Annotated in this window: 25 protein-coding genes and 1 pseudogene; 10 read left to right on the plus strand and 16 right to left on the minus strand. The window is 64.3% G+C overall.

The features are described from left to right. Positions 1–40 precede the first annotated feature (40 nt). Positions 41–256, minus strand: coding sequence for an AraC family transcriptional regulator N-terminal domain-containing protein (locus tag K1Y73_RS17130; RefSeq protein WP_225029528.1), 216 nt, complete (start codon positions 254–256; stop codon positions 41–43). Between the two features lie 159 nt (positions 257–415). Here K1Y73_RS17130 and K1Y73_RS17135 point away from each other — a divergent pair, with 159 nt between their 5' ends. Next, on the plus strand, positions 416–1,183 hold the full coding sequence (locus K1Y73_RS17135) for an SDR family NAD(P)-dependent oxidoreductase (RefSeq protein WP_225029529.1): 768 nt from the start codon (positions 416–418) through the stop codon (positions 1,181–1,183). Between the two features lie 48 nt (positions 1,184–1,231). Here K1Y73_RS17135 and K1Y73_RS17140 read toward each other — a convergent pair whose 3' ends face one another. From K1Y73_RS17140 to K1Y73_RS17165, 6 genes are all read right to left on the minus strand, one after another. After that, positions 1,232–1,732, minus strand: coding sequence for an XdhC family protein (locus tag K1Y73_RS17140; protein ID WP_225029530.1), 501 nt, complete (start codon positions 1,730–1,732; stop codon positions 1,232–1,234). 24 nt (positions 1,733–1,756) lie between these two features. Next, positions 1,757–2,203 (minus strand): XdhC family protein, encoded by a 447-nt coding sequence (locus tag K1Y73_RS17145; RefSeq protein WP_225029531.1) that lies wholly within the window; start codon positions 2,201–2,203, stop codon positions 1,757–1,759. Positions 2,204–2,228: 25 nt separating this feature from the next. Continuing rightward, positions 2,229–2,903 carry a molybdopterin cofactor-binding domain-containing protein gene (locus tag K1Y73_RS17150; RefSeq protein ID WP_225029532.1) on the minus strand — a complete coding sequence of 225 codons (675 nt, stop codon included), beginning with the start codon at positions 2,901–2,903 and terminating at the stop codon, positions 2,229–2,231. Positions 2,904–3,010: 107 nt separating this feature from the next. Next, complete coding sequence (locus K1Y73_RS17155; RefSeq protein ID WP_225029533.1) at positions 3,011–5,191, minus strand: xanthine dehydrogenase family protein molybdopterin-binding subunit; 2,181 nt, start codon at positions 5,189–5,191, stop codon at positions 3,011–3,013. A gap of 4 nt (positions 5,192–5,195) precedes the next feature. Beyond that, positions 5,196–5,648, minus strand: coding sequence for a (2Fe-2S)-binding protein (locus K1Y73_RS17160; protein ID WP_225029534.1), 453 nt, complete (start codon positions 5,646–5,648; stop codon positions 5,196–5,198). Positions 5,649–5,689: 41 nt separating this feature from the next. Continuing rightward, entirely contained in the window at positions 5,690–6,100 is a 411-nt protein-coding gene (locus K1Y73_RS17165) for a c-type cytochrome (RefSeq protein WP_225029535.1), read from the minus strand. A gap of 249 nt (positions 6,101–6,349) precedes the next feature. Between K1Y73_RS17165 and K1Y73_RS17170 the strand changes: the two genes are divergently transcribed. Continuing rightward, complete coding sequence (locus K1Y73_RS17170) at positions 6,350–7,261, plus strand: LysR family transcriptional regulator (RefSeq protein WP_225029536.1); 912 nt, start codon at positions 6,350–6,352, stop codon at positions 7,259–7,261. On the opposite strand, the gene K1Y73_RS17175 is transcribed toward K1Y73_RS17170, so the two are convergent. Next, entirely contained in the window at positions 7,262–8,164 is a 903-nt protein-coding gene (locus K1Y73_RS17175) for an AraC family transcriptional regulator (protein WP_225029537.1), read from the minus strand. A 319-nt stretch (positions 8,165–8,483) separates the two neighbouring features. Here K1Y73_RS17175 and K1Y73_RS17180 point away from each other — a divergent pair, with 319 nt between their 5' ends. Further along, entirely contained in the window at positions 8,484–9,137 is a 654-nt protein-coding gene (locus tag K1Y73_RS17180) for a class I SAM-dependent methyltransferase (RefSeq protein WP_225029538.1), read from the plus strand. 3 nt (positions 9,138–9,140) lie between these two features. Further along, positions 9,141–10,088, plus strand: a complete 948-nt coding sequence (locus K1Y73_RS17185) for an SDR family oxidoreductase (protein ID WP_225029539.1) — start codon at positions 9,141–9,143, stop codon at positions 10,086–10,088. 280 nt (positions 10,089–10,368) lie between these two features. Here the strand turns inward: K1Y73_RS17185 and K1Y73_RS17190 are convergent, their stop codons facing one another. The 3 genes from K1Y73_RS17190 to K1Y73_RS17200 all read right to left on the minus strand — a co-directional run bounded on the left by K1Y73_RS17190 (position 10,369) and on the right by K1Y73_RS17200 (position 12,796). Next, positions 10,369–11,349: an MBL fold metallo-hydrolase gene (locus K1Y73_RS17190; RefSeq protein WP_225029540.1), complete on the minus strand. Its 981-nt coding sequence runs from the start codon at positions 11,347–11,349 to the stop codon at positions 10,369–10,371. 65 nt (positions 11,350–11,414) lie between these two features. Beyond that, a complete protein-coding gene (locus tag K1Y73_RS17195; RefSeq protein ID WP_225029541.1) occupies positions 11,415–11,966 on the minus strand; it encodes a lipocalin-like domain-containing protein in 552 nt (183 codons plus the stop codon). Beyond that, positions 11,963–12,796, minus strand: coding sequence for an SDR family oxidoreductase (locus K1Y73_RS17200; protein ID WP_225029542.1), 834 nt, complete (start codon positions 12,794–12,796; stop codon positions 11,963–11,965). Before K1Y73_RS17200 ends, K1Y73_RS17195 begins: the two co-directional genes overlap by 4 nt. A 114-nt stretch (positions 12,797–12,910) precedes the next feature. On the opposite strand from K1Y73_RS17200, the gene K1Y73_RS17205 reads away from it, so the two are divergent. From K1Y73_RS17205 to K1Y73_RS17215, 3 genes are all read left to right on the plus strand, one after another. Next, the gene (locus tag K1Y73_RS17205; RefSeq protein ID WP_225029543.1) at positions 12,911–13,795 is read left to right on the plus strand and encodes a LysR family transcriptional regulator; all 885 of its coding nucleotides are present in this window, start codon (positions 12,911–12,913) and stop codon (positions 13,793–13,795) included. Between the two features lie 104 nt (positions 13,796–13,899). After that, a complete protein-coding gene (locus tag K1Y73_RS17210; RefSeq protein WP_225029544.1) occupies positions 13,900–14,349 on the plus strand; it encodes a MarR family winged helix-turn-helix transcriptional regulator in 450 nt (149 codons plus the stop codon). A gap of 3 nt (positions 14,350–14,352) precedes the next feature. Further along, positions 14,353–15,162 carry an NAD-dependent epimerase/dehydratase family protein gene (locus tag K1Y73_RS17215; RefSeq protein ID WP_225029545.1) on the plus strand — a complete coding sequence of 270 codons (810 nt, stop codon included), beginning with the start codon at positions 14,353–14,355 and terminating at the stop codon, positions 15,160–15,162. Positions 15,163–15,261: 99 nt separating this feature from the next. On the opposite strand, the gene K1Y73_RS17220 is transcribed toward K1Y73_RS17215, so the two are convergent. Continuing rightward, positions 15,262–15,612, minus strand: a complete 351-nt coding sequence (locus tag K1Y73_RS17220) for an ester cyclase (protein ID WP_318248254.1) — start codon at positions 15,610–15,612, stop codon at positions 15,262–15,264. Here K1Y73_RS17220 and K1Y73_RS17225 point away from each other — a divergent pair. From K1Y73_RS17225 to K1Y73_RS17235, 3 genes are all read left to right on the plus strand, one after another. Further along, positions 15,575–15,913, plus strand: a complete 339-nt coding sequence (locus K1Y73_RS17225; RefSeq protein ID WP_225029547.1) for a TetR family transcriptional regulator C-terminal domain-containing protein — start codon at positions 15,575–15,577, stop codon at positions 15,911–15,913. The two genes, K1Y73_RS17220 and K1Y73_RS17225, sit on opposite strands and share 38 nt — an antisense overlap. Before the next feature lie 274 nt (positions 15,914–16,187). After that, the gene (locus tag K1Y73_RS17230) at positions 16,188–17,051 is read left to right on the plus strand and encodes an SDR family oxidoreductase (RefSeq protein WP_225029548.1); all 864 of its coding nucleotides are present in this window, start codon (positions 16,188–16,190) and stop codon (positions 17,049–17,051) included. A gap of 139 nt (positions 17,052–17,190) precedes the next feature. Beyond that, positions 17,191–17,586 carry a DUF1330 domain-containing protein gene (locus K1Y73_RS17235; protein ID WP_225029549.1) on the plus strand — a complete coding sequence of 132 codons (396 nt, stop codon included), beginning with the start codon at positions 17,191–17,193 and terminating at the stop codon, positions 17,584–17,586. Between the two features lie 258 nt (positions 17,587–17,844). Here the strand turns inward: K1Y73_RS17235 and K1Y73_RS17240 are convergent, their stop codons facing one another. The 4 genes and pseudogenes from K1Y73_RS17240 to K1Y73_RS17255 form a co-directional block, all read right to left on the minus strand. Next, positions 17,845–18,870 carry an NAD-dependent epimerase/dehydratase family protein gene (locus tag K1Y73_RS17240; RefSeq protein WP_225029550.1) on the minus strand — a complete coding sequence of 342 codons (1,026 nt, stop codon included), beginning with the start codon at positions 18,868–18,870 and terminating at the stop codon, positions 17,845–17,847. Between the two features lie 17 nt (positions 18,871–18,887). Next, positions 18,888–19,871: an AraC family transcriptional regulator gene (locus K1Y73_RS17245; protein ID WP_225029551.1), complete on the minus strand. Its 984-nt coding sequence runs from the start codon at positions 19,869–19,871 to the stop codon at positions 18,888–18,890. Between the two features lie 189 nt (positions 19,872–20,060). Next, entirely contained in the window at positions 20,061–20,426 is a 366-nt protein-coding gene (locus K1Y73_RS17250; protein ID WP_225029552.1) for an ATP-binding protein, read from the minus strand. A 51-nt stretch (positions 20,427–20,477) separates the two neighbouring features. Then, a pseudogene (locus K1Y73_RS17255) lies at positions 20,478–20,576 on the minus strand (integrase core domain-containing protein); the annotation flags it as partial.

Below are 20,576 nucleotides of genomic sequence, written 5' to 3' on the forward strand. Positions count from 1 at the left end.
TTCTCATTCGAATCTCCTCAGCTCACGCTACGAGAAAATTCTACTTATGCAGCCCCTTAACCATGGGGAGGATTACCATCTGCTTTTCGCCCTGCAGGACCAGACAGAAGACCGGAGCAAAGACCGTGTGCAGCAATTGCGTCGGCGCGCGCGTCCGCACCACCGAAAGACCCGGCACCACCGTTGAAAAAGGCACGTCACCCGCGCCGGATCTGTCGGCGAGATGCAGGATGCGGTCGATCAAGCTGTTCGTCATATTGCCATTCTCCCGCGACAGACAGTGACATGGCGCTGGGCACCTGCCCAGCTAAAATGCCCGGTTCTGGAGGATCGGGCAGATATGGCGGAGCATGTGGCAGGCAGTGGCGGGCCCTCGTTGCTAGATTGCGGGCATCACCAGCCATGGAGACATCAGATGACCGACCGCAACACCCCCATCGCCCTGATCACCGGCGGCAGCCGTGGTCTTGGCCGCAACACGGCCCTGCATCTGGCCCGCAAGGGCTGCGACGTCGCGCTGACCTATCACAGCCGCAAGGACGGGGCGGATGCCACCGTCGCCGAGATTGCGGCAATGGGGCGCAAGGCGGTGGCCTTGCAACTCGATACCGCGAAGACCGCTGGATTCCCCGAGTTTGCCACACATCTGCAGGCGGCGCTGACAGAGCTGCACGGCGAGGCGCGGCTGGATTTTCTGGTGAATAACGCCGGCACCGGGATCAACGTGCCGTTTGCGGACACCACCGAGGCGCAGTTCGATGACCTGATGGCCGTCCACCTCAAGGGGGTGTTCTTCCTGACGCAAAAGATGCTGCCGCTGATCCGCGATGGCGGCAGGATCGTGAATATCTCCTCGGGCCTCGCACGGTTCAGCCTGCCGGGATATGCGGCCTATGCCACGATGAAGGGCGGGGTCGAGGTGATGAGCCGCTATCTGGCCAAAGAGCTGGGGCCGCGCGGCATTTCCGTGAACGTGGTCGCCCCCGGCGCCATCGAGACCGATTTCGGCGGCGGCGCTGTGCGCGATGTGGCCGAGGTCAACCGATATATCGCCAGCCAGACCGCCATGGGCCGCGCCGGACTGCCCGATGACATCGGCGGTGCCATCTCCAGCCTGTTGATGGGGGATATGACTTGGATGACCGGGCAACGCATCGAGGTCTCGGGCGGCATGCTGCTGTGATCCGGGTGACCTGAAGACCGTGACCCGGTCCGCCAGCGGCGGTTCGGGTCACGCCGTCGCCGTCGCGGCGCGCTTCACATGCAGGCCGACAATCTCGGCCAGCACAGAAATCGCCAGCGCATTTGGCTCGCGCGACGAGGGGATCAGGCCCACCGGCCCATGAATGCGCCGCAACTGATCATCGGGCAAGCCCATCTCGCGCAGGCGGGCAAGCCGCACCGCCTGCGCGGCGCGGCTGCCTTGGGCGCCGATGTAAAAGGCCGGTGTCCGAAGCAGATGCTGCAGAATGGCGGGTTCCAGATCGTGGTCGTGGAAGAACAGGATCGCGGCGGTGTCGGTATCGGCCTGCAACTCCGCGATAGGACGGCCCGCGTCGATGTGCAGGGTCGGGCTGCCGGCGACGCGCACCGCCGCGAGGCTGGCGTGCTCATGCGACAGCTGGACATGCTCATAGCCCATGCCCCGCACCAGCCCGCTAAAGGCCGCCGCCTCGGCGCCCGTGCCGAACACCGCAAAGCGCAGTGGCGGCCGGAAGCCGATGCACAGCACGCGGTCTTGAAGGCCGCTCGGTTGTCAGGGCCCAAGCGTCAGCCGCCCTTCCGCCGAGACGATGAGGGAGACGGGCCGTCTTGCAGCGCGGCTTGCCGCCAGATCGGCAAGCGCGCCGACATCTTTCAGGCGGAAGAGCAAGATATCCACCCCGCCGCCGCAAGGCAGGCGCAGATCGAAGAAGGGGGAGCCCCTGCCGTAGCGCAGCGACTGGGGCTGGCCCGTTCGGCGCACCTCCTGGGCCCGCAGGATCAGGTCCGCCTCGACGCAGCCTGACGTGATCGCCCCCGCGAAACGGCCATCGGGGTGAAACGCCATCGCGGCACCCACGTCGCGATAGGCCGGGCCGTCGGTCCCGGTCAGCACCGCCAGAACGGTGCCTGTGCCCCAGGTCAACGCGCTGTCCCACGGGTCCAGCATCGCCGGATGCATGGAGATCTGGGTTTGCTTGGGTATGGAAAGCCCGTGCATAGGAAGTCCTTCGTGCGGAGGTGGCTTACAGCAACTTATCAAGCGTCAGAGGCAGATCCCGTACACGCTTGCCGGTGGCATTGAACACGGCATTGGCGATGGCTGCGGCAATGCCGGTGATGCCGATCTCGCCGATGCCGCGTGCACCGAGTGGCGAGCGCGGGTCGGGGATGCCGGGCCAGATCACGTCGATCTCCGGCACGTCCAGATGGGCGGGGATGTGATAGTCGTCCAGGCTGGCGTTCATGATCCGCCCGCTGCGCTCATCGAACAGGGGTTCCTCGGTCAGTGCCACGCCCAGCCCCGTGATCATGCCGCCGCGGAACTGGCTGGCGGCAGTCTTGGGGTTCAGGATCGTGCCGCAGTCGAAGGACCCCAGCAGGCGCTTCACCCGCACCTCGCCTGTCACCGCGCTGACCCGCACCTCGCAGAAGCTCGCGGGCATGCTTTGCATAGCTAATATCGGCACCTCCAGTGGCGCGCTGGCGCTGGCGGTCACAGCCTCGCGCCCGGCCCGGGACAGGATGGCTTGGAAGCTGTCGCGCCGCGCCGGGTCCTCTATGCTGACCAGTTCGCCGCCGACCATGCGCACCTCACCTACGCGCAGGCCCGCGACCGGGTTGGCATTGCCCGCCTGATAGTGATAGTTGAATCGCGACTTGGTTGACCATGGGGATGCCGCCGGTTGTGCTTCAGGCATGGCCGAACCTCACATCCCGGGTAACCCGAAGTGGTGGCAAAGGCAGCTTAACTGTCGATTTGGCCCGGCGAGCCCGGAACAACATGGTCAATCACATCCCCGGGACTCTACGCGCGACCCGGGAACGGCAGATGTCTCTGAGCGGCGCCTGTCAGTTTGCGCACCGCATTCGCGATGGCGGGTGCCGTCATCGGCACACCGATTTCACCACCGCCGCTCGGCGGTTCGCCCGAGTCGACAAACTGCACCTCCATTTCGGGGATCTCTGAAATACGGATCGGTTCGTAGTCGTAGAAATTGCTCTGATCGATTCGCCCTCCGGAGAATGTCGAGCGCTCGCGCAGGACACTCGACAGACCGAACAGAATCCCACCCTCGACCTGGGCGCGATAGGCCTGTGGATGAATGACGATTCCGGGATCGATGGCGGTCCAGAAGCGATGAACGCGCAACTGGCCGTCTTCGTAGGAGACCTCGGCGACACCTGTGGCGAGCGTCTTCTTGTAGCCCGCGAAGGCGAGGCCGTGTGCGCGCCCCTCGGGCGCGTTGCCGAAGTCGGACATTTCCACGGCCGCGTCGAGGACCGCCAGTGCCCTGGGCGAGCCGGCGAGCAGTCTGCGTCGGTAGCTTACAGGGTCCGAACCGGTGCGCTCTGCAAGCTCATCCAGAAAGCACTCGCGGGCAAAGCAGTTGGGAGCCCAGCCAATGCCACGCCAGGCCGAAAGCCGCGACTGTCGCGGCACCAGCACATGTTCTGCCTGGAAGGTGCCGAAGGCGTAGTCGGAGCTTTCGGCGCCCTCCATCACCAGGAGATCGAGACGAGTCTCGGGGTTCCAGCGGTCGGGCATTGCGAACTGGAAGATCGAGGGCGAGGCGACCCGGTGACGCAGCGCCGTGGGACAGCCCTCGGCGTCGAGCACCGCGTCCAGCCGATGCACCGTCGCCGGGCGGAGCCAGCCGTTCTTCACGTCGTCTTCGCGGGTCCAGACCACCTTGACTGGCCGTCCCGAGGCGCGAGACAGCAGCAGCGCATCACGCATCTGCTCGCGGGCGAAGACCGTGCGCCTCCCGAAGGCGCCGCCCATCTGCATCGCGTGGAAGCGGATGCGGTCTGGCGTGGTTCCCAGAACGGCGGCCGCGATCATGATCGACGCCGTCTGGCTCTGAGTACCGAGCCAGATTTCGGCGCCCATACCGTCGGCATCGACCGAGGCAACGGCGTTCAGCGGCTCCATCTGCGCGTGATAGACATGTTCAGTGGTGTAATTGCCGGTGAACACGTTGGCGCCGGTGAAATCCACCTGACCGTCTCCGCGGCTTTCCCAGACCACGGCGTCGGCGGACATATCGTCGACGGCCCCCGACAGGGCGATCAGCTCGTCTTCGCTGTTCGCGTGGCGGTACGGCGAGGTTTCGGTCCAGCTGACGTCCAGCGCATCCCGCCCGGCGAGGGCCGCAGGGAAGTTGCGCGCCAGCACGGCCACGGCATGGTCCATCACAATCACATCCACCACGCCGTCAATCGCGCGTGCCGCAGTATCGGAGGTCAGCGTCGGGATTTCGCCCTCGACCGGGGGCAGGAGCAGGGCGGCATGGACCATGTTTGGCAAGTCCACGTCGATGGAGTATTCGGTCGCCCCGGTCGTCTTGGCCGGAATGTCCAGCCGCTCGACATCAGTGCCGATGATGGTCCAGTCGGTGCGCGGTTTCAGCGTGGCATCAGCCATCTCGCCGCTTGGCCAGGCCGGTTCCGGCAGGGCGGCGACCTCGCCATAAGTCATCGAAGATCCGCTCGGGTCGTGGTGGAGCGTGCCGCTTCGGGTGGTGACCTCCTCGGCGGGAACGGCCCAATGCGCGGCCGCGATCTGGATCAGGATCTGGCGCGCCTGCGCCCCTGCTTGCCTCAGATAGGTGAAGTATCCCTCTATCGACGAACTGCCCGCCGCGAAGAGGATGCCACCGGCCATGGGATTGCCGTAGACGCCCTCGGGATCGGTGCTGACCTGCTGGGAGGCGACCATGGACCAATCGGCATCCAGTTCTTCGGCGACGATCATCGGCAGCGAGGTGCTGACACCCTGGCCCATCTCGGCAGAGCCGAACATGATCGTCACGCGGTTGTCGGGCGTGATCGTCACCCAGGCGTTGACCTTACCATCAGGAAGTGGTTGCGCCTCGGCCGCAGAAGGAAGCACGGCGACCCCGCCCGTGGCCAGAAGGGCGAAGGAGAGAGCGCCGGAGCCCTTGAGGAAGTCGCGTCGCGTGGCGTTTATGGTCTGCATGGTCATGGGATCATCCTTCCTGAGCCGCGCGCTCAATGGCGCGGATGATGCGGGTATAGGTGCCGCAGCGACAAAGGTTGGCCGACATCTCGTCGACGATCTCCTGCCGGCTCGGCTGAGGATTGTGCGCCAGTAGCGCGGCTGCGCGCATGATCTGGCCCGACTGGCAATAGCCGCATTGTGGCACCTGCTCGGTGATCCAGGCCTGTTGGACTACATGCGTGCCGTCGGCCGACAACCCTTCGATCGTGGTGATCTCGCTGCCCTCGGCATCGCCAATCGTCATCTGACAGGAGAACGTCGCCTGTCCATCGATATGGACCGTGCAGGCGCCGCACATGCCGGCACCACAGCCAAAGCGCGTTCCCTTCAGCTTGAGATCGTCTCTCAGCGCCCAGAGCAGAGGGGTGTCAGGGGTGGCGTCCACTTCGAACGTCCGGCCGTTCACGTTGAGAGTGACCATGTTGGCTCCTTGTCTTGCATGTTGCTCTGGTGGTTCCGCGATCAGCCGCCGTTGCCGGCGTTCTGAAGGAACGAGATAATTGCCGCTCGCTGCGCCGGGTCTGAGATGCGGACGGCCATTGTGGTGCCGGGAACGGTGTCTCGGGGGTTTCCTAGGAATTGCTCCAGCGTCTCTTCGTCCCAGGTCAGGCCGGCCTCCTGCATCGCAGGCGAATAGCGCGCGCCCTCGAGGCTCCCGGCCTCTCGCCCGAACACCCCGGCCAGAGAGGGGCCGCTTCCGCGACCGGCCTCCTCGATGCTGTGGCAGGTTGCGCACCGTTGCCGAAACAGTCGCTCGCCCTCCATGCTCTGCGCTTGAGCGGCTGGTGACGCGAGGGTGATCAGAACGAGGAGAAGACCGCCTGTCCTCGACGGATGCCCGAGCATGGCGGGACGTCGAAAACTAGTGCTCATCGCAGGATCCTCTCATTGACATGCCATGGCCAGACGCAGCTCCGGTCGCCGTCGGCGGGGACCTGTGTGGGATAGTTGCGCATCTCTTGGATGTGCCACACGCCCGAAGCTGCAAAAAAATTGCCTAAAGCTACGATCTTCAACGGATCGCCCATCGCTGCACGTCCCGCGTTGCCGATAAGGATGGGCGTTGTTGATTTGAAAGTTTAGGGGCTCTTTGCTACCAAGACTGAGCAGCATTCCTAATCAATGGTCGTCATGCGCCAGAGTGATCTCGAGTCCTTTCTTGCCGTTGCCCGCCACGGAAGCTTCCGGGCTGCCGCGCGCGAGCGCGGCATGACGGGCTCGGCACTAAGCCAGACAGTTCGCGCGCTCGAGGAAGAGCTTCATGTCCGTCTGTTCAACCGGACCACCCGAAGCGTGGTGCCGACGGAAGCAGGTCACTTGCTTGTCAGCCGGCTGACGCCAGCGCTGGCCGATATCCGCGCCTGTCTTGAGGAGGTTCGCTCGATGGGAGGAACCCCCTCGGGTCAGGTCCGAATGAATGCGCCTGCGCCCGCGCTCGACTGGCTTATCGCGCCGCACCTTCCCGGGTTTCTGGAGACCTATCCCGGCATCTCGGTGGAAATCATCGAGGACGCGCGCAATGTGGATATCGTCGCCGAGGGTTACGACCTCGGAATCCGGTTGGGACTTGAGATGGCGCAGGACATGATCGCGCTGCCCCTTGGGCCGGAACAGGATTACGCGGTCGTCGCCTCTCCGGCGTTTCTGGATGGGGCAGGGCGGCCCGAGGTGCCCGAGGATCTGGCAGGGTTCGACTGCATCCGTCACCGGTTTCCCAGTGGGACAATCTTTCCGTGGCAGTTTCACAAGGAAGGTGAGGATATCGCGATGGTCCCGAGCGGGCGCCTGACCGTGAACAACGCCCGCCACGCCGTGGCGGCGGCTGTTGCCGGCATTGGCCTGGCGCGCGTTGCGTTGCCTTATGCCCAGGACGCTCTCGTACGCGGGCAACTTGTCAGGGTGCTGACCGACTTCAGCCCCAGGCTTCCGGCCTGGCACCTCTACTATCCGAGCAGAAGGCACATGCCGCCGGCTCTCCGGGCCTTCATCGACTTCTTCACGCAGGCTGCCCGGCAGAGCCCCGATCAGATGTAGTCACAGGCCCAGCTGGGCGCTGAGGGGACGCAGCATCATGGCATCCTGTTTGGGCGGACAGCCAAACAGACGGCTATATTCCCGGCTGAACTGCGAGGGGCTTTCATACCCCACATCGAAAGCCGCCTTGGTGACATTCGCCGCTTCCATCACCATCAGCCGCCGGGCCTCGATGAGGCGAAGTTGCTTCTGGTACTGCAGCGGTGTCATCGAGGTCAGGGTCTTGAAATGGTGATGAAAGGAGGACGGGCTCATGCAGGCGACGTCGGCGAGTTCCTCAATACGGACCGCCCGCCTGAAATCCCGCCGCAGATGAAAGATCGCGTCGGCGATCCGCTGGGTATGACTTTCGGCGCGGACCATCTTGGCAATCTCGCCGCCGTTTGGCCCGACAAGAAGCCAGTAGTAGAACTCCCGCATGATCGAGGGGTAGAGCACGGGCACGGCCTCCGGCGTTGCGAAGAGCCTGATCAGTCGCGCGACGCAGTCCTGTTGAGCGTCGTTCAGGTGCTCGACGAAAAGCCCTGAACCGTTTGCCTCGATCGACGGGGGCCGTCCGAGCGTATCGAGCACAGACTTTATCATGTCCATGTCGAATTCAATCGTCATGCCGAGGAAGGGCTTTTCCGGGCTGGCCTGCGTGACGCTTCCATATCCGGGCAGTTCCACGCTGATCGCGAGGGCGGTTCCCGCCGGGTAGGTCAGGACCGTCTGCGCAACCTCTATCCGTTTGGCACCCTGCGCCACGATGCAGATCGACGGTTTGTACATCTTTCGAAACGGCAGCCGCTCCTTTGTGCTGCACATCACGAACAGGTTTTCGACTGGCGTGTGGGACAGCGCGTCGGGCCCGCCATGCGCGGCGACGTAACTGGTGAAAGCTTCGACAAGATCGGTTTTCACAACGGAACCCCCGAAATTTTTCCTGAGGCAGAGTATGTGCGAACCTCCTGGCGTTGACCAGAGGATTAGAGGTTCAGGCAAGTTTTTGCACAGATCAGGCAAGCAGAGCAAGTCGCGCAGCCCCATCTTGGGCAAGAACGATTAAGCCGGAGAAAACTTGATGAACGCGCCGCCCCCAGTTTCCAACCGCAGGTCAACGGCAGGTCCCACCGCTTCTGGGCGGGACACCACTTTCGAATCGAAGCGGCAGCGCATGGCGCTCGACGCGGCCTGCGATATGTCGCTGCTCAGCGCATTGCGGAAAGACGAGATGATCTAAATGCGCATTTGTCATCGCCACCCCTCCGAGCAGGCGATCGACAAGCGCGCCGAGCCGTCCGATACCATGCGCTTTCTACGCTCCTGGCGGGCGGCACCGCTGCGGGTGGCGGCGGTCGCCCCGTCAAGCCGGACGCTGGCGGGTCTCATCACCTCGCAAATCGAGATGCACCATGCACCTGTGCTCGAACTCGGACCGGGAACAGGCGTTTTCACCAGAGCCCTGATCAAGCGCGGCCTCGATCCGGCGGCTCTGACCCTGATCGAGTTGGACGTCGAGTTCGCCTCGTTGCTCAGAGCCCGGTTTCCGCAGGCGCAGGTCTTGCAGATGAGCGCAGCGAGGCTGCGGGGACAACAGCTTTTCGGTGGCCGCAAGGCCGGCGCGGCAGTCAGCGGTCTGGGTCTGCTGTCGATGTCGCCCCGTCTGGTGATGTCGATCCTGAAGGGAACCTTCGGGCATCTGCGGCCAGACGCTGCCTTCTATCAGTTCACCTATGGTCCGCGATGCCCGGTTCCACGACCGATCCTCGAGCGGCTGGGTCTGGTGGCCGAGCGCATCGGCGGCACAATGCGAAATCTGCCACCGGCGAGCGTTTACCGGATCAGCCAAATGTACCCCTGGGCAGGGTGCTCCTTCTCTCAACAAGGGCAGTAACAAATGACGAACTGGACGACGAACGATATTCCCGACCTTTCGGGTCGCTCGATGATCATCACCGGCACGGGCGGGATCGGCTTCGAGACTGCTGTGGCACTGGCCCAAGCCGGCGCCGAAGTCGTCGTGGCGGGCAGAAATCCCGCCAGCGGCGCGGAAGCGATCAAGCGCGTGCGGGCGAGGGTACCGTCGGCGCAGGTCGCGTTCGAGCAACTCGACCTTGCGGATCTGAGATCCATTGCGGCCTTCGGCGAGCGGCTGAGCACCACCCGGGAGAGCCTCGACGTTCTCATCAACAATGCCGGCGTCATGGCACCTCCGACAAAACGCTTTACGTCGGATGGATTCGAGCTGCAGTTCGGCACCAATTTCCTCGGGCATTTCGCCTTGACCGGGCATCTTCTAACCCTGTTGCGCAAGGGAACTCGGCCCCGGGTCGTATCGCTGGGGAGCATCGCGGCAAATGGCGGTGCCATTGATTTCCAGAACCTCAACGCCGAACGCGCCTACAAGCCGATGGTGAACTACAGCCAGTCCAAACTCGCCTGCGTCATGTTCGCTTTTGAGCTGCAGCGGCGCAGCGATGCGGCAGGCTGGGGGATCGACAGCATCGCCGCGCATCCCGGTGTTTCGCGCAGCGATCTCATCCTCAACTCGGCAGGCCGCTGGGATTTCAGCAGATTGATGCGGTCGTCCCTGCCTTTCCTGTTTCAGCCCGTCGCGCAGGGTGCCTTGCCGAGCCTCTATGCCGCCACCTCGCCCAATGCGCAGAAGGGTGGCTACTATGGTCCTGACCGGTTGTCAGAGACGCGGGGGCACCCCGTTGCCGCGAAGATCGTCGACAGAGCGAAGGACCGGGAGGTCGCGGCGCGCCTCTGGAGGGAAGCGGAGAGGATGACGGGCCTGTCCTTCAGCCATATGGCGACGGCTACAAGCGTGTCACCTCTGTGAGAGACGAAAAGGTCGTATTGGGGATCGAAGGGCTCGGCCTCAACGGCTGTTGCGAGATCCTGAAGCAGGTTAAGATCTGATCCAGATTGCGATTGCACCTCTCATATTTCAAGGCGCCGGCAAGCAGGAGGCGATCTTCTCCTGCTTGCGGTTTGGGTTGTCAGGTGCGGCCGCTGCGCTGGGCGATGATTTCTTTCGATGCCCTTTCTCCGGCATGCCATCTTATCTCCCGCCTGAGGCATCCTCGCCTGCTGGGCTTGTGCCGGGGGTGCTGCCGGGCTCAGAGCAGAAACTGGTAGCTGACAGGCACGTAGCGGAAGCCGTCGCCGAAGGGCTCGACATACCCCAAGGCGGGATGTGGCATGTGATAGCCGATGAAGGGCATGCGCTCGGCGGCGAGCATGCCGAAGATGCGCCTGCGCGTGGCGGCAGCGTCAGACCTGTCCATGTCGAAGGCAACCTCCCAGTCCGGCCGCTGAAGCGAGGCGACGAAGTGGTTGGCGGTATCACCGGTCAACAGAAGGTTGTGCCCGCCGGACTCCAGCATGAAAGCAAGGTGGCCCGGCGTGTGCCCGGCTGCGCCGAGGCTGGAGACACCGGCTGCCACAGGCTGCCCCGCCTCGATGAAGGTCATTCTCTCGATGAGGGGTATCGCCTTTGCCTGAATGGCCTGCTGATGCCCGGCCGCGGGCGTGCCGGTAAGATCAGCTGTGGCCCAGAAGTCCCACTCCGCCCGGCCGACGACATAGCGCGCATTGGCGAAGGTAGGCTGCCCGGCCTCCATCAGGCCGTTGATGTGATCGGCGTGCAGATGCGAGATTGCCACGACCGTCACGTCGGACGGGGCGTAGCCAGACGCCACGATACGTTCGGGCAGTCGCCCGGTCCCCTGCTCGCGGCCTTCCGGCCCGTTGCCGGTGTCAAAGAGGATAACCTCGGTTCCGGTGTTCACCAGAACCGGGTTGAACTGGCCCAGCATGCGGTCGGTCGGCAGGAAGTTCTCCTCCATCAATGCGGCGACCTCGGCAGCCTCCCGGTCGGCCCCGAAGATCGGATGCGGCCCGTCGAAGGGGAGCATCCCGTCGAGTAGGATCGTGACTTCGAAATCCCCCAGCCTGAAGCGGTGAAAGCCCGCGTTGGTCACATCCGGTCTCGCCGGAGACTGGGCATGGGCGGCACGCATCATGATGGATGGCGCGGCAAGGGCCGTGGCGCCCGCAAGCGCCCCGAACCGGAATATCGAACGGCGGTCCATGGTCATGGCAGGTTCCTCTCTCGTTGGATGGCACCGCGCCGGGCGCGTCACGGCGCTGGTTTGTGCGGTGCTCACGGCACGCGCTGCCATTCGATTTCGATCCGGGCGCCTTCGGCGAGGGTGAAGACCTCGAACATCTGGTCGCCCTCGACTGTCAGGGTCAGTTCCTCTGTCGTCCGGGTACTGCCCACCCAGTTCGGAAAGGTGGAGCCTTCCACACGGTTGCCGCTGAAGACCCCGTCTTCGTCGACAGTGTAGGTGCCGAAGAATCCGATGCTGCTTGCCATGGCGGTCCGGTTCTCTGCATCAGTGCCTTCGCCCTGAGTGCCAGAGGAAAAATCGGGCGTATCGCCATTGGTAAGCACCGCCGCAAAATGCATGTCGGACGTGAAGATCAGCAGGCTGTTGGGGTTCGGGCCGAAGGCGGCAATGTCCTCGCCGCCTGGGTCAACCGTCGCCTGCACCATGCGCCAGGTGCCCACGACCTCGTTGGGCGCGGCGGTTTGCGCGAGAACGGGCAGTGACGAGACGGTGAGGGCGAGGGCGGCAAGCATCGGCCTGACTGGCATGGGGTGTCCTTTCTGAGTGTTCATGGCGGAGATGGCGAAGATCGCAGCGCTCACAGGTCCGTCCGGTCTGCTGACAGGGCGACGTTACGCTGTGCTTCGAGGGCTGCGAGCCGTGTCCTGAGGGCGCCGGAGATCGCCTCGTAGGCCGTGCTGCCCAGAGCAAGGCGCAGCGGGGGCGTGGCGCTGTCGGCGGCGTTGATTATCGCCGACACGGTCCGCGCCGCGTCGCCCTTCAGCACGAAGCTGCCGTCTGTAATCGCGCGCCGCACCGCACCAGCGGGAGTGTTGGCGTAAGTGTCGGTGGCATCGGCCACCACGAGGTTGGCGCCGAAGTTCGTGCCGGTCGGGCCGGGCTCCGCGAGGATGCAGGAAATGCCGAAGGGCGCGACCTCTTGCGCGACGGTCTCCACGAAGCCCTCGATCCCCCATTTGGTGGCGTGGTAGAGGCTGAAGCTGGGATAGGCGATCTGTCCGCCCTCCGACGAGACCTGCACGATACGCCCGCCACCCTGCGCACGCAGATGGGGCAGGGCGGCGCGGATCAAGTGGATTGACCCGGTCAGGTTGGTCGCGATCTGACGGTCGATTTCCGCCGCGTCCAGTTCCTCGGCGGCGCCGAACAGGCCATAGCCCGCGTTGCTGACGATCACGTCGATCCGTCCATGCCGGTCGAAAGCCCGGTCGACTGTGCTCCGGATGCCGGTTTGGTTGGTGAGGTCCAGCGCCACCTCATCGAACCGGTCCGCATATTGTTCCGAGAAGGCCGACAGCGCCCCCGGGCGGCGCGACGTGCCGATAACACGGTCGCCCCGCCCGAGCAGTTGGGCGGTCATCTCCTTGCCAAGGCCGGAGGATGCGCCGGTGATGAGCCAAGTTCTGGTCATGGGTTTTCCTTTTGATTTTTCCGTTCCTCCGACTTAGAGCGGCATGAGTGATGCTATAAGTGCACCAATCGGGGATAACTTGGTGAGGAATTTTCACGGATGACGCGCCCTAGCTTGAATGATCTCGCCGCGTTTTCTGCGGTTGCGCACCATCGCAGCTTTCGCAAGGCGGCCGATACGCTCGGCGTGTCGCGGTCATCGCTCAGCCACGCCCTCATCGGACTGGAAGAAAAACTGGACATTCGCCTGCTGAACCGCACCACCCGCAGCGTGTCGCTGACACAGGCCGGCGCGGAACTGCTCGAACGGCTCGATCCTCTCCTGCGGGGTCTCGATGATGCGCTCGACGCGCTTTCCAAAGCGCGGGGCCGCCCAAGCGGCACCTTGCGGATCAACGCGAACAAGAGCGGTGCGCGCATCCTGCTGCGCGAGGTGGTGCCGCAGTTCATGGCCGCCTGTCCCGGCGTCGAACTGGATCTGGTCTCCGAAGGCCAGTTGGTGGATATCGTCGGGCAAGGGTTCGACGCCGGCGTGCGCCTGTTTGAGGCTGTTCCGCAAGACATGGTCGCGGTGCGTTTCGGCGGCGAGGCACGCTTCATCGCCGTCGCGGCGCCAAGCTATCTGCGCGAGAGGGGGGAGCCCCGCACGCCCTACGATTTGCAGGCCCATGTCTGCATCCGCCAGCGCCTGCCCAGCGGCAAACGCTACCGCTGGGAATTTGCGCGCAGAGGCACCGAGTTCGCCCTGGATGTGCCCGGCACGCTGACACTGGACGACAACGACCTGTTGGCCGAGGCGGCGACGGAGGGTTACGGCATCGCCTATCTGCCAGAGCATTTTGCCAGGCCGTTCCTCGAATCCGGCCGGCTCCGCATCGTTCTGGAAGACTGGTGCCCGCCTATCGACGGGCTCGCGCTGTATTACCCGAGCAACCGGCATATGCCTTCGTCTCTGCGGGCCTTCATCGACATTCTGAAGACGGTGAAAGGCGGGAGCTAGAGGCGGGCAGTTTACCCGTCGTCCCGTTCTTCAGCCTCGCGCCTTGACTTTCGTCAGCTACCTTGCGAATATCGTATGTTAGCTTGCGAAATGAAGGTGAGGCAATGGCGGATTCCAAGGTGGACGACACTGTGACTGTGGGGGGCTGGGCGAAGCGCTGCTACATGACCGGACGCGCGGTCATGGATACGACACTGCGGCCCTACGATCTCGGCTCCACGCAATGGTACATCCTGTGGCACCTGGCGAACGCCGGCCCCGCAGTACAGCGCGATCTCGGACGGAAGCTGGAGCTTGAGCGCGCGACGCTGAGCGGGGTGGTCATAACGCTGGTGCGCAAGGGTCTGGTCGCGCAATCGGCTGAGGACGCCGATCAGCGCCAGCGGTTACTGACCCTGACAGACGCGGGCCAGACCCTCTGGGACAGGCTGCCCGACCTGTCCTTCATCCATGACGCAGCCTTTGGTGCGATAGACCCGTCCGACCTGGCGGTCACGATCCGCGTTCTCAGGGCTGCGACCGAAAACCTGCAAACCCTTCTGCGAAAGGACTGATCCATGACGATCCTCATCACCGGCGCGACCGGTCTCGTCGGCGCGCGGCTGACGCCGCGTCTGCTTGACGCGGGCTTCACCTGCCGGCTGCTTCTGCGGCCCGGAAAACCCTGCCCGGACGGGGCTGAAGCCGTCCATGGCGACATCCTCGACCCCTCGACCCTGGCCGACGCGGTTCGCGGCGTGACTGCCGTCGTTCATCTGGCCGCGGTGTTCCGCACACGAGATGCCGATCTGATCTGGAAGAGCAATCTCGAAGGTACCCGCAATCTGATCGACGCGGTCAAGGCCCATGCCCCCGAGGCGCGCTTCGTGATGTCGAGCACCAGTCATGTCTACAGCATGGACAACGCCCACCCCGGTCAGGAGAATGATCCGGTTGACCCAAAGCAGGATTATCCCGCAAGCAAGGTGGCGGCAGAGAATGAATTGCGCGAAAGCGGCCTGACCTGGTCGATCGTCCGGTTCCCCTTCGTCTATGGCGACGGCGACGGGCATCTGGAAGCGCTTCCCGAGCATGTCGGAAGCTGGCACCCCGCGCAGCGCATGAGCACTATTCACCACCGGGATATCGCAACGGCGATCACGTTGGCGCTGGAAGGCAAATTTGACGGGCGGGTGGTGAATATCGCGGACGAGGCTCCGCTGTCGATCTTCGAACTCGTGGGCCTGACGGGCACGAAGATGACCTCAAAGTCCGAAGCGCTTACCAATCCGTGGTATCTTCATGTCGACAGTTCGCTTGCGCGTAGCCTGGGTTTCACGCCCGCAGTCAGAACCGTCTATCAGGCCCAGCAGGAAGGGCTGATGTAGGACGCCGCCGGGGGCGGGAAGCCGATAGCCTGGCATCGCCCATGCGCAAAGGACGTCGGTCCTGAGCGAAGGGGCGGTACCAGAACGTTGCTGCGGTGGCTAGGCCGGAGCCGTCGCCACAGCGCCCGCCTGCAGTTGCGCAGCGGCGGTCGCGCTGTCCATCAGGAACCACATTTCGACGAACTGGCCCTTCTCGGCCCGGTACGAGCCATATTCCATGATGTTCAGCGAGGCGCCGGTCGGTTGCTGGCCGAGGAAGGGCTTTACCGGCGTGGCGGTGTCCTGCAGCCGCGCCGCGATGCGATTTTCGTCGGTGAAAAGATCCTCGATCGTCCAGTGGTAGTCGGGCACGGCATCTAAGATACTCTTCAGCGAGGCGGTCGGCGCTCTGCTGCATGATTCCGCCAGCGCCATGACCGGCGCCCATGAAGATCTGCCGCGCGGGTGCATGATCAACCTCGCGACGGTGGGAAGCGATGGCCATGAGGCGCTCGTCGACCTGACCCGGCAGTTGCGGACGGACGGCTTCGAGTTGATCCGCGCGCGGCTTGCCGAGGCTGTGGCCGTGGGCGAACTGCCCGCGGCACTCGATGTGACCCGGCTCGCGCGCTTCCTACAGACCGTGCAGAGCGGAATGGCGATCCGTGCCCGGGACGGAGCGGAGCAATCGGAACTCGAGGATGTGGCCGAGCTGGCGATGAGTGGGTGGGATGCGATGATCCTGCGCTGCACTGGGCCGCGAGCTTCCTGATTGCAGGAATAGGCAAGTTTAATCCAGCTTTGAGCATTCTGATCGAGGGAGGCACCGACTAGGTTGAAGCTCGAAGCGAGGGCCCTGCGTCGGACCGGGCGATGGCGTCTCAAGGTCGGCATTTCGGTCCGGTGCCGGCCTCTGCTTCACCATGAAACCTGAACTCTCCCCAGAGGATGCTCGCGTCCCGCGTCGGTACACCCGCCCGCATGTTCGAAGTGCGGCAGGGATGCCCGGAATCTCGTGGGTTCCTCTCACCGAAAAAGGCTGCACCATGACTGACACGATCAACAATCCGGACAATTCCCGCCGTACCTTTCTGACGCTCGCCGCAGCAGGCCCGGCAGCCCTCGCTTTCGGCGGCGCGGCGCTTGCACAGACGACCGATGCCGATCCCGCGCGCCTGCCGGGGACCGGCCGGGCTGCCATCGTGACCGGATCATCCCGTGGCATCGGTGCAGCCACTGCCAAACGTCTGGCCCGGGATGGTTACGCCGTCACCGTCAACTGCCTGGTCAACACCGATCTGGCCGCGCAGGTCGTGGCCGAGATTGAGGCGGAAGGCGGGCGGGCGATCTGGCGTCAGGCCGATGTGGCCGATCCGGATGCCGTGCGCGCCTTGTTCGCGGCCAACAATGAGGCGTTTGGCGGCGTCGATGTCGTCGTCAGCAACGCTGGCATCATGAATGTCGGCCCCTTTGCGGATATGACCGACGCGGCATTCGATCGCATGATCGCCACCAACGTGAAGGGCAGTTTCAACACGCTGCGCGAGGCGGCGCGGCAGGTTCGCGACGGCGGCCGCATCATCACCCTCAGCTCGAGCATCATCCTGCAGGTACCTCCGGGAGCTGCGGCCTATGCCGGCACCAAGGCGGATCAGCAACTCTACGCAAAGGCTTTGGCCAGGGAGCTTGCTGGTCGCAACATCTCGGTCAATGCAGTGGCCCCCGGCGCCGTCGATACGCAGCTGCTTCGCCAGCACGGGGAAGAGGCATTGAGAGGCATCCCGGAGGCAACGCCGCTCGGCCGACTTGGACAACCGGAGGACATTGCAGAGGTGATTGCCCTGCTTTGTTCTCAAGGCGGGGGCTGGGTCAACGGCGAGACTGTCTTTGCGAATGGCGGGTTGAGCTGAGGCGCAAGCCGCAGGCTCCGGGATACAGGAACCTGCGGACGCAATCGCGCTGCGACTTGCATCCGGCCACGCCGATCTCCTGACGACGACACGGTCCGGGAAGATCCTTCGAAACATCTCAATCAAAGGAAAACCAAGGATGCTGACCCTCATCGACGATGAATTCTCAAGCTTCATGGCCGAGGATGACGGCCTGCCAATCGTAATGCTCAACCTGCTCCGCTTCCGCCCTGACGGGGGGCGGGAGCGATACGCCGCATATCTGGAAGTCGCCGGTCCGCTCGTTGCCCGGTACGGTGCGGAAATCGTCTATGTCGGGGAGGGCCTGCCCGCCCTGTCCGCCGAAACCGGCCAGGCCTGGGATGCTGTGGCGCTGGTGCGCTACCCCAGCCGACGCGCCTTCGCCGACATGGTGCAGGACCGCGATTACCGGGAAAAGGCGGGGCCGTTGAGAGAAGCCTCGCTCGCCGAGGCGGTTCTTCAGCCGACACGGGGCAGGGCTGATGTTGAGGGACCTTCCCGGTCTGCCAACTGACGCGAACCGGCAGCAGACCGGCGCCCCTTGCCGAGATAACGCCTCCCCGACAGGCTCCCGTCCCGGTTTGCAACTCGCGGCGCCGGGGCGCTCCACGGCACCGGGCTATTTCCGGGCAAAGTCGGCGCAGCCGAGGCCGGCACCCGCTGCAGCGGCATCGCCTCGCTGATCAAAACCTGCCTGCGCCGCGTGCGGCACAGGGCTGTTGAGATAGGTTGAGCGAGACGAACGGAGCAAGCCGGGCACGCTATTGCGGACTTAAAGCAAGCTTTTTCGGATCATGCTCTCGGCCGCCGCGGCGATAGCCTCGGCCGGCGCACGGGCACTCCATCCCAACAGCCGCGCAGCCTTCTCGTTGGATGTGCGTTTGCTCTGGCCGAGATCGGGTAGGATAGCGCGGACCTGCGGGTTGAACAGGCCGATCAGGTGCATCACGGCGTTGGGCATCACCCGGCGTGGGATGTGGTGCGCTGAACCGGCCGCTGCCGCGCGCAGGACAGCTGCGATATCCCGCATTGGCAAGGCCGGGCCGTTCGACAACAGGAAGCGCTGGGACGCCGCCTCCGGGGCCGCCATTGCCAGCAGGTGCGCGCAGGCCACGTCCCGCACATCGACGATCGGGATGTGCAGATCAGGCATGAAGGGCATGGCGCCTGTCAGCATCTGGTGCACAATGTGGTTGGCTCCGGAGATTCCCGTCCCCAGCACCGGCCCCATGACGGCGACCGGCAGCATCGTCACCAGCTCCGGCCCGGCAGCGTCTTTCACAAAGTCCCAGGCCGCCTGCTCGGCAAATGTCTTGCTCCGGGCGTAGGCATCCGCGCCGGGCCCGTCAGGAATCGTCCAGTCGGCCTCGGTGAACAGGTGATTGCCGCGCGGATGCCCCCAGCTGACGGCATGAAACGCCGAGGTCAGCACGACGCGCCGGACCCGCGCCGCCCGGGCGGCACGCAGGACGCGCAGCGTTCCCGCGCGGGCAGGAACGATGACATCGTCTTCGGTTTCGAGATGACCGGGATGCACCGGGGAGGCGACGTGCAGGACAAAATCCACACCTTCGAGGGCCTCGACCCAGCCGGTGTCCTGCATCAGGTCTGTCTGAACGAAGCCGAGGGGGCTATCGGTTGGCATTCCCGTCTCTTCTAGGATGCGCCGGACTTCAGGCTCGCGCCCAAGATCACGCAGGGTCGCGCGCACGCGGTGGCCGGCTTCCAGCAACGTCAGAATGCAGTGTCCGGCTATGAAGCCGGAGCCGCCGGTTACGAGAACATGGTACGGGGCCATGGGATGGACTCCTTGGGTCATAGGGTGCGTTCCGCGTGCCCGGCACGCCAGCGCAACGGGGTTGTCCGTTCCCACGCGCGGAATCTGCGGACAAACGAGTTCGGTTCAGAGAACCCCAGCAGCAAGGCAATCGCGACCGGGTCGAGCTGGGTCTGCATCAGCAGCCGTCGCGCAACCACACGGCGGACATGCGCAAGCTCCTGCTGAAAGCCAGTGCCTTCATTGAGCAATTGGCGTTGGAGAGTCCGGCGGCTGACATTCAGACGGCTTGCTGCCGAAGCGAGAGTGGGCGGACGACCGTCACTCAGAAGTCGCGCCAGCGCATGCCGCAACGCCGCAGCCTGCGAGAGGCCCTGACCCTCGGCCAACCGAAGATCCATCTCTCGTACAAGGGCTTCGAATGGCGCGCGATCGGCCGTGACCATCGGCACCTTCAATGCCGCCCGCTCGAAAACCATCGTGTCGGCTTCGGCGCCACAGCGAACAGGACAGGAAAAATGTGCCTGTACGTACTGCTGGCTATCGTTGCGCCGTGCCAGATCGACGCGGAGTGGACGGACAATTCCCTTCGTGCCGTGAAATGCCAGTGCGCCCAGCGAAGCCAGGGTCATGTCCACCAGGAGTCGGGGAGCGGGTCCGCTGGCTTCGAGCCATCGGAAGCGAACCAAGACCTCTTCGCCGTCGACGGCGATGTCGACGAGTTCCGGGCATATCAGCTGTTTGTAGCGCGCGAGGGATCTCAGCGCGCTGCCGAAGTCCGGAGCGTGAAGAGCGACGAGTCCGGCGACGCCGTAGCCGGCTTCAAGTCCGTCCGCACCCATCTTCAGCCCAACAGCATGATCTCCAAGCTGTGTCTCGGCCCATGTCCAGAGCCGGAAGAAATCGTCCGTCTCCAACTCGGTCGCAGTTCGCAGACCGGCCGCCAGGCAAACCTGCTTTGGCGATGCGCCGATCCTGGCCAAAGCCGTCGGCGAAAGGGTGAATGTGTTCTTGCGATGCATAGGGTGACTATAGGCCCCGTTGGAACACTCCAACAAATCCGATCACGCCAAACCGCTCCGGGAGAGGGGCGAGCCTCGATTTCCGGCGGTAGAAGGCTCTCCCGGTCCTCGTGAGACCGCGCAGTGTGACGCCGATCCGCGCACCGGGCGCGCGGCCCGCCACGACATCAGGCGGACCGGAGATCGCCTTCAATGTTCCGGGGGCAGCACGATTGCGGCCTGCAGCCCGGGCTTGCGGGGGGACAGAATGATGTCGCCGCCGTGCTGGCGGGCGATCGCTCGGGCAATCGACAGGCCGAGGCCGAGGCCGCCTGTCTCGCGCGAACGCGATCCCTCCAGCCGGAAGAATGGCGAGAAGACTTCTTCGAAACTGTCGGTCGGAATACCCGGCCCTTCGTCTTCCACCAGGATCCTCACGCCCGCCTTGTCAGTGATCAGGCGAACGTCGGCACCTCCGGCATAGCGGACGGCGTTCTCGATCAGGTTCCGGATCACCCGCCTCAACCCCTCGGGGCGGCAGCGGTAGTCAAACCTCTCGTCGGGCGCGAACCGCACCGGCTGACCCAGTTCGGCAAGGTCCTCGCAGACGCTTTCGACAAGCGCCGTCAGGTCGATGGTGCGCGTCGGCTCAGCCAGACTGTCGAAGATCTCCTCGTTCAGGCATTCGTCGCGCAGGCTGCCGTTGAAGCTTTCGATGTAGCCGTT

The organism is Xinfangfangia pollutisoli (genome assembly GCF_020179405.1).
GTDB lineage: Bacteria > Pseudomonadota > Alphaproteobacteria > Rhodobacterales > Rhodobacteraceae > Pseudogemmobacter > Pseudogemmobacter pollutisoli.

Coding starts and splice junctions, on each gene's coding strand:
- K1Y73_RS17130 (WP_225029528.1), bottom strand. CDS start 256: ATGACGAACAGCTTGATCGACCGCATCCTGCATCTCGCCGACAGATCC.
- K1Y73_RS17135 (WP_225029529.1), top strand. CDS start 416: ATGACCGACCGCAACACCCCCATCGCCCTGATCACCGGCGGCAGCCGT.
- K1Y73_RS17145 (WP_225029531.1), bottom strand. CDS start 2,203: ATGCACGGGCTTTCCATACCCAAGCAAACCCAGATCTCCATGCATCCG.
- K1Y73_RS17150 (WP_225029532.1), bottom strand. CDS start 2,903: ATGCCTGAAGCACAACCGGCGGCATCCCCATGGTCAACCAAGTCGCGA.
- K1Y73_RS17155 (WP_225029533.1), bottom strand. CDS start 5,191: ATGACCATGCAGACCATAAACGCCACGCGACGCGACTTCCTCAAGGGC.
- K1Y73_RS17160 (WP_225029534.1), bottom strand. CDS start 5,648: ATGGTCACTCTCAACGTGAACGGCCGGACGTTCGAAGTGGACGCCACC.
- K1Y73_RS17165 (WP_225029535.1), bottom strand. CDS start 6,100: ATGAGCACTAGTTTTCGACGTCCCGCCATGCTCGGGCATCCGTCGAGG.
- K1Y73_RS17170 (WP_225029536.1), top strand. CDS start 6,350: ATGGTCGTCATGCGCCAGAGTGATCTCGAGTCCTTTCTTGCCGTTGCC.
- K1Y73_RS17180 (WP_225029538.1), top strand. CDS start 8,484: ATGCGCATTTGTCATCGCCACCCCTCCGAGCAGGCGATCGACAAGCGC.
- K1Y73_RS17185 (WP_225029539.1), top strand. CDS start 9,141: ATGACGAACTGGACGACGAACGATATTCCCGACCTTTCGGGTCGCTCG.
- K1Y73_RS17190 (WP_225029540.1), bottom strand. CDS start 11,349: ATGACCATGGACCGCCGTTCGATATTCCGGTTCGGGGCGCTTGCGGGC.
- K1Y73_RS17200 (WP_225029542.1), bottom strand. CDS start 12,796: ATGACCAGAACTTGGCTCATCACCGGCGCATCCTCCGGCCTTGGCAAG.
- K1Y73_RS17210 (WP_225029544.1), top strand. CDS start 13,900: ATGGCGGATTCCAAGGTGGACGACACTGTGACTGTGGGGGGCTGGGCG.
- K1Y73_RS17215 (WP_225029545.1), top strand. CDS start 14,353: ATGACGATCCTCATCACCGGCGCGACCGGTCTCGTCGGCGCGCGGCTG.
- K1Y73_RS17225 (WP_225029547.1), top strand. CDS start 15,575: ATGACCGGCGCCCATGAAGATCTGCCGCGCGGGTGCATGATCAACCTC.
- K1Y73_RS17220 (WP_318248254.1), bottom strand. CDS start 15,612: ATGCACCCGCGCGGCAGATCTTCATGGGCGCCGGTCATGGCGCTGGCG.
- K1Y73_RS17230 (WP_225029548.1), top strand. CDS start 16,188: ATGACTGACACGATCAACAATCCGGACAATTCCCGCCGTACCTTTCTG.
- K1Y73_RS17235 (WP_225029549.1), top strand. CDS start 17,191: ATGCTGACCCTCATCGACGATGAATTCTCAAGCTTCATGGCCGAGGAT.
- K1Y73_RS17240 (WP_225029550.1), bottom strand. CDS start 18,870: ATGGCCCCGTACCATGTTCTCGTAACCGGCGGCTCCGGCTTCATAGCC.
- K1Y73_RS17245 (WP_225029551.1), bottom strand. CDS start 19,871: ATGCATCGCAAGAACACATTCACCCTTTCGCCGACGGCTTTGGCCAGG.